Source organism: Streptomyces sp. NBC_00019, from assembly GCF_045041015.1.
Taxonomy (GTDB): domain Bacteria; phylum Actinomycetota; class Actinomycetes; order Streptomycetales; family Streptomycetaceae; genus Streptomyces.
On record NZ_CP108302.1, the window covers coordinates 4,418,274 to 4,431,481 of the forward strand.

General features: G+C 65.6%; 7 protein-coding genes and 3 rRNA genes. 5 read left to right on the plus strand and 5 right to left on the minus strand.

Annotation, left to right across the window (positions count from 1 at the left end):
• Position 1: 1 nt before the first annotated feature.
• Together mtrA and mtnA are read right to left on the minus strand one after the other, a co-directional pair.
• A complete protein-coding gene (gene mtrA, locus OHU89_RS20725; protein ID WP_199924729.1) occupies positions 2 to 691 on the minus strand; it encodes a two-component system response regulator MtrA in 690 nt (229 codons plus the stop codon).
• Between the two features lie 198 nt (positions 692 to 889).
• The gene (gene mtnA / locus OHU89_RS20730; RefSeq protein WP_405644869.1) at positions 890 to 2,032 is read right to left on the minus strand and encodes an S-methyl-5-thioribose-1-phosphate isomerase; all 1,143 of its coding nucleotides are present in this window, start codon (positions 2,030 to 2,032) and stop codon (positions 890 to 892) included.
• A 140-nt stretch (positions 2,033 to 2,172) separates the two neighbouring features.
• On the opposite strand from mtnA, the gene OHU89_RS20735 reads away from it, so the two are divergent.
• The 5 genes from OHU89_RS20735 to OHU89_RS20755 are packed head-to-tail and all read left to right on the plus strand — an operon-like array spanning position 2,173 to position 7,753.
• Positions 2,173 to 3,501, plus strand: a complete 1,329-nt coding sequence (locus tag OHU89_RS20735) for a hypothetical protein (RefSeq protein ID WP_405644870.1) — start codon at positions 2,173 to 2,175, stop codon at positions 3,499 to 3,501.
• A 43-nt stretch (positions 3,502 to 3,544) separates the two neighbouring features.
• A complete protein-coding gene (locus tag OHU89_RS20740) occupies positions 3,545 to 4,267 on the plus strand; it encodes a DUF4129 domain-containing protein (protein ID WP_405644871.1) in 723 nt (240 codons plus the stop codon).
• On the plus strand, positions 4,264 to 5,454 hold the full coding sequence (locus OHU89_RS20745) for a DUF4350 domain-containing protein (RefSeq protein WP_405644873.1): 1,191 nt from the start codon (positions 4,264 to 4,266) through the stop codon (positions 5,452 to 5,454). Before OHU89_RS20740 ends, OHU89_RS20745 begins: the two co-directional genes overlap by 4 nt.
• Positions 5,454 to 6,443, plus strand: coding sequence for an AAA family ATPase (locus OHU89_RS20750; RefSeq protein ID WP_384163497.1), 990 nt, complete (start codon positions 5,454 to 5,456; stop codon positions 6,441 to 6,443). The genes OHU89_RS20745 and OHU89_RS20750 overlap by 1 nt, the downstream gene beginning before the upstream one ends.
• The gene (locus tag OHU89_RS20755) at positions 6,443 to 7,753 is read left to right on the plus strand and encodes a DUF58 domain-containing protein (protein ID WP_405644875.1); all 1,311 of its coding nucleotides are present in this window, start codon (positions 6,443 to 6,445) and stop codon (positions 7,751 to 7,753) included. The genes OHU89_RS20750 and OHU89_RS20755 overlap by 1 nt, the downstream gene beginning before the upstream one ends.
• 92 nt (positions 7,754 to 7,845) lie before the next feature.
• Here OHU89_RS20755 and rrf read toward each other — a convergent pair.
• From rrf to OHU89_RS20770, 3 genes are all read right to left on the minus strand, one after another.
• Positions 7,846 to 7,962: ribosomal RNA gene (gene rrf / locus OHU89_RS20760) — 5S ribosomal RNA — on the minus strand.
• 96 nt (positions 7,963 to 8,058) lie between these two features.
• Positions 8,059 to 11,181 (minus strand): 23S ribosomal RNA (locus OHU89_RS20765).
• A gap of 310 nt (positions 11,182 to 11,491) precedes the next feature.
• Positions 11,492 to 13,017 (minus strand): 16S ribosomal RNA (locus OHU89_RS20770).
• The 16S, 23S and 5S rRNA genes sit together here, the layout of an rRNA operon.
• Between the last annotated feature and the right edge of the window lie 191 nt (positions 13,018 to 13,208).

The following is a 13,208-nucleotide window of genomic DNA, read 5'->3' on the forward strand; positions in this document are numbered from 1 at the left end:
GTCAGCTGGGTCCTGCCTTGTATCCCACGCCACGAACGGTCACCACGATCTCGGGCCGCTCCGGGTCCTTCTCGACCTTGGAGCGCAGCCGCTGCACATGCACGTTGACCAGACGGGTATCGGCGGCATGCCGGTAACCCCACACCTGCTCGAGCAGCACCTCACGGGTGAACACCTGCCACGGCTTGCGCGCCAGCGCGACCAGCAGGTCGAACTCCAGCGGCGTCAGCGCGATCGACTGCCCGTCCCGCTTCACGGAGTGACCGGCCACGTCGATGACAAGGTCACCGATGGAGAGCTGCTCGGGCGCCGGCTCCTCCGACCTCCGCAGCCGCGCCCGGATGCGGGCGACGAGCTCCTTCGGCTTGAACGGCTTCACGATGTAGTCATCGGCACCCGACTCCAGGCCCACGACGACATCGACGGTGTCGCTCTTCGCCGTGAGCATCACGATCGGCACCCCGGACTCCGCCCTGATCAGGCGGCACACCTCGATGCCGTCCCGACCGGGCAGCATCAGGTCCAGGAGCACCAGGTCGGGTTTGGTCTCACGGAATGCGGCCAGCGCCTTGTCGCCGTCGGCTACGAAAGACGGCTCAAAACCTTCACCACGCAGCACAATGCCGAGCATCTCGGCCAGTGCGGTGTCGTCGTCGACGACAAGGACTCGTCCCTTCATAAACGCCATCATCCCATTCTCATAACAGTGACAGAGGCGCTGGTGAGCAGGGTCACTGGCCCGTGACGATAGTCGTACCAGGTCGTCACTGTCTGCCCCCGTCCGGCGACGTCGATGTCAGTAACGGCTGTCAGCCACCCAGCGTAGGCGCACCTTCACCTCATGGTCGGCCCTACGGCTTTCGGCCGGGCATCGCCCGCCATCGGACCGCTACCCGATGGTCACCTCGCGCGACCGGGCGCACAGCTCCTCCAGCGCCTCGGCCGTCACCGGCGAAACAACGCCCTCCTCCGTGACGATCGCCGTGACCAGCTCGGGCGGCGTCACGTCGAACGCCGGGTTGTACGCCTGGGTCCCCAGCGGCGCCACCGGCATCCCGCCCCCCGCTCCCGTCACCGGCACCTGCGGCGCGGCGACCTCGGTCACCTCGAACCCGGGGCGCTGCTCGACCTCGATGGACGCCCCGTCCGGCGTGTCCGGATCCACCGTCGTCACCGGCGCCACCACGATGAACGGCACATGGTGGTACCGCGCGAGCACCGCGAGCGGATAGCTCCCCACCTTGTTCGCCACCGACCCGTCGGCCGCGATCCGGTCCGCCCCGATCAGCACCGCGTCCACCTCCCCCGCCGCGAACAGCGACCCCGCCGCGTTGTCGGTGAGCAGGGTGTACGCCATCCCGCTGCGAGCCGCCTCGTACGCCGTCAGGCGAGCACCCTGCAGCAGCGGACGCGTCTCGTCCACCCACAGGCGCCTCAGCCGCCCTACCCGATGCGCCGCGAGCACGACCGCGAACGCCGTCCCCTCGCCACCCGAAACCAGCGAACCGGTGTTGCAGTGCGTGAGGATCCGATGCCCACCGCCGGGCAACAACTCGTCCAACAGCACCAGCCCTCGCTCCGCCATCCGAGCACTGGCCTCGGCGTCCTCCCGGTGCAACGCCCGCGCCGCGACCAGCGCCGCCACCGCGGCCTGCCCCGCGTCGCCGCTCCTGGCGAGCGCGGCCCGATACGCGGACTGCGCCCGCCGCACGCCGACAGAAAGGTTCACCGCGGTGGGCCGGGCACCCGCGAGCCCGGTCGCGGCCTCGTCCACGTCGAAGCCGCGCGCGGCGGCGAGCGCGACGCCGTACGCCCCCGCGATGCCGAGCACCGGCGCCCCGCGCACAGCGAGCGAACGGATCGCCTCCACCAGCGCGGGCGCGTCCGTACAGACCAGCTCGACCTCCTCGGCCGGCAGCCTCGTCTGGTCCAGAAGGACCACGACGGGACCTTCGGGTGGCTCTTCCCAGCGGATCGTCGGTATCCCGGTCGGCCTGCTGTCCTCGCCGGATTGCGCGTACTGATCAGCCATGCGGTCAGTCTGCCCCGTATCCGGCGGACAATTGAAGGTGTGCAGCCGATACCGTGCCCGGTCCCCCGGCGACCACCCCATGGCACGATGGCTGCCAACCTGCCACCGCGACCGCGGACGGGCACCGTGAAGGAGCGACGATGAAAGACACTCCGGGCTGGGCCTCGCCCGGATCTGCCCCGTCCGACGGGCAGGAGCCCGGTGCGTCCGGCCCTGCCGAGCCCGCAGACCGTCCCGACCCCTCGGACCAGCCCGGCACGGCCCCGCAGGGCCCCGGCTCGAAGTGGTCCAAGGAGCAGCCGCCACCCGCCCAGTGGTCCGCACCGACCGGACCGGCGAACCCCGGCCAGACCCCGCCGCCCCCACCGCCCGGCCCGGGCTGGGGCGCCCGTCCCCCGGCTGGCCCCGGCGGTCCCGGTGCCGGCCAAGGCGGACACGGCGGGTACGGAGGCTGGGGAAGCGGCTGGGGCGGCCCCCCGCCGGCGGCCAAACCCGGTGTGATCCCGCTGCGCCCGCTCGGCGTGGGCGAGATCCTCGACGGCGCGGTCTCCACCATGCGCACCTACTGGCGCACGGTCCTGGGCATCTCCCTGACCGTCGCGGTCGTCACGCAGATCGTCGTCATCCTCCTCGAGGGCCTGGTCCTCAACGACGCCAGCACCGCGGCTCTCGACGACCCCAGTGCCAGCGTCGACGAACTGACCCGCGCCCTGGGCGACGCCATGCTCAGCACCGGTGTCGTCTTCCTGATCTCGCTGATCGGCACGATCGTGGCGACCGCCCTGCTCACGACGGTCACCAGCCGCGCGGTCCTCGGCAAGTCGGTGACCACCGGCGAGGCCTGGCGCGACGCCCGGCCTCAGGTGGCCAAGCTCTTCGGCCTGATCTTCCTGTTGATCCTCATCGCCGTCGCCGTCGTCGCGGTCGGAGCCCTGCCGGGCATCCTCGCCGTCGTCGCGGGAGCCGGCGACGCGGGAGCAGCCCTCATCGTCCTCGGCAGCCTCGCCACCGGCGTCGTCGCCCTGTGGCTGATGGTCCGCTTCTCCCTCGCCTCGCCCGCGCTGATGCTGGAGAAGCAGAGCATCCTCAAGTCGCTGAGCCGCTCCGCGAAGCTGGTCCGCGGCTCCTGGTGGCGCGTCTTCGGCATCCAGCTGCTCGCCACGCTCATCGCCAACATCGTCGCCTCGATCGTCGTCCTCCCCTTCGCCTTCATCGCCTCCGCCCTGGACGGCGAGGGCTTCACCGGCCTCGTGAACAGCGGAAGCGATCTCGGCTGGACGTACCTCATCGTCAGCGGCATCGGCTCGGTGATCGGCGCCATGATCACCTTCCCGATCACCGCGGGCGTCACCGTGCTCCTCTACATCGACCAGCGCATCCGCCGCGAGGCCCTCGACCTCGAACTCTCCCGCGCGGCCGGCATCCAGGACTCCGGCTCCGGCACACCCGGCCCCACGCCCGGAGGCTGATGCGGTGAGCCTGACGGGGGGAGTTCTGGCATCGCTGCCGGCGATGCCGAGCGCAGTCGTGCGCGCCGGCGACACTTTCGTGCTGTCGCTGTCGCGCTCCGACGGCGAACCGCCGATCACCGTCCCGCGTGATCCCGCGCGGGAGGCGGCACGACGCGAGCTGTCCAAGCGCCTGTACCACGAGAACGACCCCAGCTGGTTCCAGCGTGCCCTCAACGCCTTCTGGGACTGGGTCGGCAAACTGTTCGGCACAGCCGCGACCGCGACCCCCGGCGGCGCGCTCGGCCTGGTCGTCATCGTCCTGGCCGTCCTCGCGGTCCTGGGCGCCCTGTGGTGGCGCCTCGGCACCCCGCGCCGCGAACCCGCCTCCTCCGCCGCCCTGTTCGACGACCGCCCCCGCAGCGCCGTCGAACACCGCGCGGCCGCCGAGGCGCACGCCGCCCAGGGCCACTGGAACCACGCGGTCCAGGAACGCATGCGGGCCATCGTCCGCTCCCTCGAGGAACGCGCCCTCCTCGACATCCGCCCCGGCCGCACCGCCGACGAAGCCGCCGCGGAAGCCTCCCGCACCCTGCCCTCCCGCGCGGACCGGCTGCACACCGCCGCCCGCGACTTCGACGACGTCACATACGGCGGCCGCAGGGCGAGCCAGCAGTCGTACCAGCGCATCGCCGAACTCGACCGCGACCTCGAACGCACCAAACCCCAACTCGCGAGCAGCACCCATAGCGCGGCCCCCAACACCCGCCAGGGAGCCGCCGAATGACCACCGAGGCCACCCTCCCGTCCACCTCGGCCTCGCCCACCGCACGCCAGCTGTGGACCCGCACGCGAGGCATCGCACTCGCCCTCATCGCCCTCCTGGCCGCGGCCGTGACGATCGCCGTGATGCGCTCCGACGCCCGGCACGGCAACCTCGACCCGCGCTCCGCCGACCCCTACGGCAGCCGCGCCGTCGCCGAACTTCTCGCCGACCGCGGGGTGTCCACGCGTGTGGTCGCCACCCTGGACGAGGCACGCGCCGCGGTCGGCCCGGACACCACCCTCCTGGTCGCGCTCCCCGACCTGCTGACGCACCGTCAACAGACCCGTCTGCACTCCACGACCGCCGAATCCGGCGGCCGCACCGTCCTCGTCGCCCCCGGCAGCGCGTCCGTCGAAGGGCTCGCCCCCGACGTCACGGCAGACCCCGCCACCAGCGCCGACTCCACGCTCGAGCCCGACTGCGACCTGCCCGCCGCCCGGCGCGCGGGCGCCGCCGACACCGGCGGCATCCGCTACACCACCACCCACCTCGACGCGGACTCCTGCTACCCCAGCCAGCGCCTGGCCACCCTGCTGCGCGTCCCGGCGACCGGAGGCGGCGACACCGTCGTGCTCGGCGCGCCCGACATCCTCCGCAATGACCGCCTCGACGAGCAGGGCAACGCCTCCCTCGCCCTCCAACTCCTCGGCTCCCGCCCCCATCTGGTCTGGTACCTCCCCTCGCTCTCCGACGCGTCGGCCGCCGACGACGACGAACGCAGCTTCTTCGACCTGCTCCCCTCGGGCTGGCGCTGGGGCACCCTGCAACTCTTCGTCGCCGCAGCCCTGGCCGCCCTCTGGCGGGCACGCCGGCTCGGCCCCCTCGTGCCCGAAAGACTCCCCGTGGCGATCCGCGCCTCCGAAACCGTCGAAGGCCGAGCCCGCCTCTACCGCAAGACCAACGCCCGCGACCGCGCGGCCGCCGCTCTCCGCTCCACCACCCGCACCCGCCTCGCCCCCCTCGTAGGCGTTGCCGTCGCCCAGGCACACGCGCCCGAAGCCCTGCTCCCCGCTCTGTCCGCGCATCTCCACAACGACGGACAGGCACTGCCCACCCTGCTCTTCGGCCCGCCGCCCAGCGACGACGCAGCCCTCGTCTCTCTCGCCGACCAACTCGACGCCCTCGAAAGAGAGGTACGCCGTTCATGATGGCCCCGACCACTGACAACGCCGGGTACACCGGGGATCCGGACACCGCCCGGGCCTCCCTGGAAGCCCTGCGCGCCGAGATCGCCAAAGCCGTGGTCGGCCAGGATCCCGCCGTGACCGGTCTTGTCGTCGCCCTTCTCTGCCGCGGACACGTTCTACTAGAAGGAGTCCCTGGGGTCGCCAAAACGTTGCTCGTCCGCGCCCTCGCATCCGCACTCGAACTCGACACCAAGCGAATCCAGTTCACCCCGGACCTCATGCCGAGCGACGTGACGGGCTCCCTCGTCTACGACACCCGATCCGCCGAGTTCTCCTTCCAGCCCGGCCCGGTCTTCACCAACCTCCTCCTCGCGGACGAGATCAACCGCACGCCCCCCAAGACCCAGTCGTCCCTCCTCGAAGCGATGGAGGAACGCCAGGTCACGGTCGACGGCACCCCACGCCCACTCCCGGACCCCTTCCTGGTCGCCGCGACCCAGAACCCGGTGGAATACGAGGGCACCTACCCCCTCCCCGAAGCCCAGCTGGACCGTTTCCTCCTCAAACTCACCATCCCCCTCCCCTCCCGCCAGGACGAGATCGACGTCCTCACCCGCCACGCCGAAGGCTTCAACCCCCGCGACCTGCACGCCGCCGGCATCCGCCCGGTAGCAGGCCCCGCAGACCTGGAAGCCGCCCGAGCAGCGGTCGCGAAGACGACCATCTCCCCCGAGATCACGGCCTACGTCGTCGACATCTGCCGCGCCACCCGCGAATCCCCGTCCCTCACCCTCGGCGTGTCCCCCCGAGGCGCCACGGCCCTCCTCGCGACCTCCCGCGCCTGGGCCTGGCTGACGGGCCGCGACTACGTCATCCCCGACGACGTGAAGGCCCTCGCGCTCCCCACCCTCCGGCACCGCGTACAACTCCGCCCGGAGGCCGAAATGGAGGGCGTGACAGCCGACTCCGTCATCCACGCGATCCTCGCCCACGTCCCCGTCCCCCGCTGATGGCACTCACCGGACGCGCCGCACTCCTCGCGGCCCTGGGCTCGATCCCCATCGGCATCTGGGAACCCGGCCTGACGGGCCTCCTCGCCGTGAACGCCCCCCTGGCCCTGGCCTGCGCCTGCGACTTCGCCCTCGCAGCCCCCGTACGCCGCCTGCGCCTGACCCGCTCCGGCGACACTTCCGTACGCCTGGGAGAGGCGGCCGACGTCACGCTGACGGTCACCAACCCGTCCAACCGCCCGCTCCGGGCTCACCTCCGCGACGCCTGGCCCCCCAGCAGCTGGCTCCCAGGCACGGAGACAACGGCCTCCCGCCACCGCCTCACAGTCCCCGCCGGTGAACGCCGCCGCCTCACAACCCACCTACGTCCCACCCGCCGAGGCGACCGTCAGGCCGACCGCGTGACGATCCGCTCCTACGGCCCCCTCGGCCTCTTCTCCCGCCAAGGCACCCACAACGCCCCCTGGACGGTACGCGTCCTGCCCCCGTTCACCAGCCGCAAGCACCTCCCCTCGAAGCTCGCCCGACTACGCGAACTCGACGGCCGCACCAGCGTGCTCACCCGCGGCGAGGGCACAGAATTCGACAGCCTTCGCGAATACGTCCCCGGCGACGACACCCGCTCCATCGACTGGCGCGCCACAGCCCGCCAGTCCGCGGTCGCCGTACGCACCTGGCGCCCCGAACGCGACCGCCACATCCTCGTCGTCCTCGACACCGGCCGTACTTCAGCCGGCCGTGTGGACGACGCCCCACGCCTCGACGCCTCCATGGACGCGGCACTACTCCTGGCAGCACTCGCCTCCCGCGCCGGCGACCGCGTCGACCTCCTCGCCTACGACCGCCGGCTACGCGCCCTGGTCCAGGGGCGCACAGCAAGCGACGTCCTACCGTCCCTGGTCAACGCAATGGCGACACTCGAACCGGAACTCGTCGAAACAGACGCACGCGGCCTTACGGCCACTGCGCTCAAGACTGCCCCACGCCGCTCCCTGATCGTGCTGCTGACAACCCTCGACGCCGCCCCGGTCGAAGAAGGACTGCTTCCCGTCCTCTCCCAGCTCACCCAGCGCCACACCGTCCTCGTGGCATCCGTGGCCGACCCCCATGTCTCCCGCATGGCAAAAGCCCGCGGAAACACCAATGCCGTCTACGAGGCCGCATCAGCCGCCCAAGCACAGAGCGAACGTCATCGCACCGCGGAACAGCTCCGACGTCACGGTGTCACCGTCGTCGACGCAACACCGGATGAGCTGGCCCCGGCACTGGCTGATGCGTATCTGGCCCTGAAGACGGCGGGACGCCTGTAATTCAGCACTCGGAAAGGAAATCGGAAAGAAAAGAAAGGTCTTGAAATAGAAAAAGGCCCACGCCATGATGGCGTGGGCCTTTTCTAAAGTTTGTTCGGCGGTGTCCTACTCTCCCACAGGGTCCCCCCTGCAGTACCATCGGCGCTGTAAGGCTTAGCTTCCGGGTTCGGAATGTAACCGGGCGTTTCCCTCACGCTATGACCACCGAAACACTATGAAACTGTCGAACTATGCCGCACCACACCCGGTTTACGGGTATGGGGCTGTTCGTGGTTTCAGAACCAACACAGTGGACGCGAGCAACTGAGGACAAGCCCTCGGCCTATTAGTACCGGTCACCTCCGCACGTTACCGTGCTTCCAGATCCGGCCTATCAACCCAGTCGTCTACTGGGAGCCTTAACCCCTCAAGGGGGTGGGAATACTCATCTCGAAGCAGGCTTCCCGCTTAGATGCTTTCAGCGGTTATCCCTCCCGAACGTAGCCAACCAGCCATGCCCTTGGCAGAACAACTGGCACACCAGAGGTTCGTCCGTCCCGGTCCTCTCGTACTAGGGACAGCCCTTCTCAATATTCCTGCGCGCGCAGCGGATAGGGACCGAACTGTCTCACGACGTTCTAAACCCAGCTCGCGTACCGCTTTAATGGGCGAACAGCCCAACCCTTGGGACCGACTCCAGCCCCAGGATGCGACGAGCCGACATCGAGGTGCCAAACCATCCCGTCGATATGGACTCTTGGGGAAGATCAGCCTGTTATCCCCGGGGTACCTTTTATCCGTTGAGCGACGGCGCTTCCACAAGCCACCGCCGGATCACTAGTCCCGACTTTCGTCCCTGCTCGACCCGTCGGTCTCACAGTCAAGCTCCCTTGTGCACTTACACTCAACACCTGATTGCCAACCAGGCTGAGGGAACCTTTGGGCGCCTCCGTTACTCTTTAGGAGGCAACCGCCCCAGTTAAACTACCCATCAGACACTGTCCCTGATCCGGATCACGGACCCAGGTTAGACATCCAGCACGACCAGACTGGTATTTCAACGACGACTCCCCCTGAACTGGCGTCCAGAGTTCACAGTCTCCCAGCTATCCTACACAAGCCGAACCGAACACCAATATCAAACTGTAGTAAAGGTCCCGGGGTCTTTCCGTCCTGCTGCGCGAAACGAGCATCTTTACTCGTAGTGCAATTTCACCGGGCCTATGGTTGAGACAGTCGAGAAGTCGTTACGCCATTCGTGCAGGTCGGAACTTACCCGACAAGGAATTTCGCTACCTTAGGATGGTTATAGTTACCACCGCCGTTTACTGGCGCTTAAGTTCTCAGCTTCGCCCGACCGAAGTCGGACTAACCGGTCCCCTTAACGTTCCAGCACCGGGCAGGCGTCAGTCCGTATACATCGCCTTACGGCTTCGCACGGACCTGTGTTTTTAGTAAACAGTCGCTTCTCGCTGGTCTCTGCGGCCACCCCCAGCTCACCGAGTAAATCGGATCACCAGTGATGGCCCCCCTTCTCCCGAAGTTACGGGGGCATTTTGCCGAGTTCCTTAACCATAGTTCACCCGAACGCCTCGGTATTCTCTACCTGACCACCTGAGTCGGTTTAGGGTACGGGCCGCCATGAAACTCGCTAGAGGCTTTTCTCGACAGCATAGGATCATCCACTTCACCACAATCGGCTCGGCATCAGGTCTCAGCCCTGGTGAGTGGCGGATTTGCCTACCACTCGGCCTACACCCTTACCCCGGGACAACCACCGCCCGGGCTGGACTACCTTCCTGCGTCACCCCATCACTCACCTACTACCACCTTGGTTCGGCGGCTCCACCACTTTCCTTTCCCCGAAGGGTCCGGAACGGCTTCACGGCCTTAGCATTAATGGGTTCGATGTTTGACGCTTCACAGCGGGTACCGGAATATCAACCGGTTATCCATCGACTACGCCTGTCGGCCTCGCCTTAGGTCCCGACTTACCCTGGGCAGATCAGCTTGACCCAGGAACCCTTAGTCAATCGGCGCACACGTTTCTCACGTGTGTATCGCTACTCATGCCTGCATTCTCACTCGTGAACCGTCCACCACTGCCTTCCGGCGCGGCTTCACCCGGCACACGACGCTCCCCTACCCATCCCAGCGGGCGTTGGCCCTCATGCTGGAATGACACGACTTCGGCGGTACGCTTGAGCCCCGCTACATTGTCGGCGCGGAATCACTAGACCAGTGAGCTATTACGCACTCTTTCAAGGGTGGCTGCTTCTAAGCCAACCTCCTGGTTGTCTCTGCGACTCCACATCCTTTCCCACTTAGCGTACGCTTAGGGGCCTTAGTCGATGCTCTGGGCTGTTTCCCTCTCGACCATGGAGCTTATCCCCCACAGTCTCACTGCCGTGCTCTCACTTACCGGCATTCGGAGTTTGGCTAAGGTCAGTAACCCGGTAGGGCCCATCGCCTATCCAGTGCTCTACCTCCGGCAAGAAACACACGACGCTGCACCTAAATGCATTTCGGGGAGAACCAGCTATCACGGAGTTTGATTGGCCTTTCACCCCTAACCACAGGTCATCCCCCAGGTTTTCAACCCTGGTGGGTTCGGTCCTCCACGAAGTCTTACCTCCGCTTCAACCTGCCCATGGCTAGATCACTCCGCTTCGGGTCTTGAGCGCGCTACTATACCGCCCTATTCGGACTCGCTTTCGCTACGGCTTCCCCACACGGGTTAACCTCGCAACACACCGCAAACTCGCAGGCTCATTCTTCAAAAGGCACGCAGTCACGACGCATTGAGTAAACTCAATGCGCGACGCTCCCACGGCTTGTAGGCACACGGTTTCAGGTACTATTTCACTCCGCTCCCGCGGTACTTTTCACCATTCCCTCACGGTACTATCCGCTATCGGTCACCAGGGAATATTTAGGCTTAGCGGGTGGTCCCGCCAGATTCACACGGGATTTCTCGGGCCCCGTGCTACTTGGGTGTCTCTCAAACGAGCCGTACAGATTTCAGCTACGGGGGTCTTACCCTCTACGCCGGACCTTTCGCATGTCCTTCGCCTATCCATACGGTTTCTGACTCGTCTCACAGCCGGCAGACTGTGAAAGAGAGATCCCACAACCCCGAATGCGCAACCCCTGCCGGGTCTCACACGCATACGGTTTGGCCTCATCCGGTTTCGCTCGCCACTACTCCCGGAATCACGGTTGTTTTCTCTTCCTGCGGGTACTGAGATGTTTCACTTCCCCGCGTTCCCTCCACATACCCTATGTGTTCAGGTATGGGTGACAGCCCATGACGACTGCCGGGTTTCCCCATTCGGAAACCCCCGGATCAAAGCCTGGTTGACGGCTCCCCGGGGACTATCGTGGCCTCCCACGTCCTTCATCGGTTCCTGGTGCCAAGGCATCCACCGTGCGCCCTTAAAAACTTGGCCACAGATGCTCGCGTCCACTGTGCAGTTCTCAAACAACGACCAGCCACCCATCACCCCGAACCATCCGGTTCGAGTGCACTGGGGCCGGCACTGAAGGCAGCCGATACGGCCATACCCTCAGACACCCAACAGCGTGCCCGGCACCCTCGCCACTCGTGATCAGCTTTCCACGCTCCGAAGAGCAGTACTTGCAGCCCGAGATGACTGAGAGTGCCGAATAATCAACGTTCCACCCATGAGCAACCAGCATCAGACATTCGCCGATGTACTGGCCTCTGACCGAGCGAACCCGGTAAGAAGTGCTCCTTAGAAAGGAGGTGATCCAGCCGCACCTTCCGGTACGGCTACCTTGTTACGACTTCGTCCCAATCGCCAGTCCCACCTTCGACAGCTCCCTCCCACAAGGGGTTGGGCCACCGGCTTCGGGTGTTACCGACTTTCGTGACGTGACGGGCGGTGTGTACAAGGCCCGGGAACGTATTCACCGCAGCAATGCTGATCTGCGATTACTAGCAACTCCGACTTCATGGGGTCGAGTTGCAGACCCCAATCCGAACTGAGACAGGCTTTTTGAGATTCGCTCCACCTCACGGTATCGCAGCTCATTGTACCTGCCATTGTAGCACGTGTGCAGCCCAAGACATAAGGGGCATGATGACTTGACGTCGTCCCCACCTTCCTCCGAGTTGACCCCGGCGGTCTCCTGTGAGTCCCCATCACCCCGAAGGGCATGCTGGCAACACAGGACAAGGGTTGCGCTCGTTGCGGGACTTAACCCAACATCTCACGACACGAGCTGACGACAGCCATGCACCACCTGTACACCGACCACAAGGGGGGCACCATCTCTGATGCTTTCCGGCGTATGTCAAGCCTTGGTAAGGTTCTTCGCGTTGCGTCGAATTAAGCCACATGCTCCGCTGCTTGTGCGGGCCCCCGTCAATTCCTTTGAGTTTTAGCCTTGCGGCCGTACTCCCCAGGCGGGGAACTTAATGCGTTAGCTGCGGCACCGACGACGTGGAATGTCGCCAACACCTAGTTCCCACCGTTTACGGCGTGGACTACCAGGGTATCTAATCCTGTTCGCTCCCCACGCTTTCGCTCCTCAGCGTCAGTAATGGCCCAGAGATCCGCCTTCGCCACCGGTGTTCCTCCTGATATCTGCGCATTTCACCGCTACACCAGGAATTCCGATCTCCCCTACCACACTCTAGCTAGCCCGTATCGAATGCAGACCCGGGGTTAAGCCCCGGGCTTTCACACCCGACGTGACAAGCCGCCTACGAGCTCTTTACGCCCAATAATTCCGGACAACGCTTGCGCCCTACGTATTACCGCGGCTGCTGGCACGTAGTTAGCCGGCGCTTCTTCTGCAGGTACCGTCACTTTCGCTTCTTCCCTGCTGAAAGAGGTTTACAACCCGAAGGCCGTCATCCCTCACGCGGCGTCGCTGCATCAGGCTTTCGCCCATTGTGCAATATTCCCCACTGCTGCCTCCCGTAGGAGTCTGGGCCGTGTCTCAGTCCCAGTGTGGCCGGTCGCCCTCTCAGGCCGGCTACCCGTCGTCGCCTTGGTGAGCCATTACCTCACCAACAAGCTGATAGGCCGCGGGCTCATCCTTCACCGCCGGAGCTTTCAACCACCACAGATGCCTGCGGTAGTGGTATCCGGTATTAGACCCCGTTTCCAGGGCTTGTCCCAGAGTGAAGGGCAGATTGCCCACGTGTTACTCACCCGTTCGCCACTAATCCCCACCGAAGTGGTTCATCGTTCGACTTGCATGTGTTAAGCACGCCGCCAGCGTTCGTCCTGAGCCAGGATCAAACTCTCCGTGAATGTTTACCCGTAATCGGGTGCACACATCACGAGAGCGGAACCACCGGCGGAATAAGCCGATGGTTCACAGCGTCCTCGCTGTGTATTTCTTCAAAGGAACCTCATCTACGACCATGACGGCCGGAGACGGGGTATCAACTAATCTGGCGTTGATTTTTGGCACGCTGTTGAGTTCTCAAGGAACGGACGCT

Excerpts from the sequence above, each read along its gene's own strand:
- mtrA (WP_199924729.1), bottom strand. The coding sequence starts at position 691 with ATGATGGCGTTTATGAAGGGACGAGTCCTTGTCGTCGACGACGACACC.
- mtnA (WP_405644869.1), bottom strand. The coding sequence starts at position 2,032 with ATGGCTGATCAGTACGCGCAATCCGGCGAGGACAGCAGGCCGACCGGG.
- OHU89_RS20735 (WP_405644870.1), top strand. The coding sequence starts at position 2,173 with ATGAAAGACACTCCGGGCTGGGCCTCGCCCGGATCTGCCCCGTCCGAC.
- OHU89_RS20740 (WP_405644871.1), top strand. The coding sequence starts at position 3,545 with ATGCCGAGCGCAGTCGTGCGCGCCGGCGACACTTTCGTGCTGTCGCTG.
- OHU89_RS20745 (WP_405644873.1), top strand. The coding sequence starts at position 4,264 with ATGACCACCGAGGCCACCCTCCCGTCCACCTCGGCCTCGCCCACCGCA.
- OHU89_RS20750 (WP_384163497.1), top strand. The coding sequence starts at position 5,454 with ATGGCCCCGACCACTGACAACGCCGGGTACACCGGGGATCCGGACACC.
- OHU89_RS20755 (WP_405644875.1), top strand. The coding sequence starts at position 6,443 with ATGGCACTCACCGGACGCGCCGCACTCCTCGCGGCCCTGGGCTCGATC.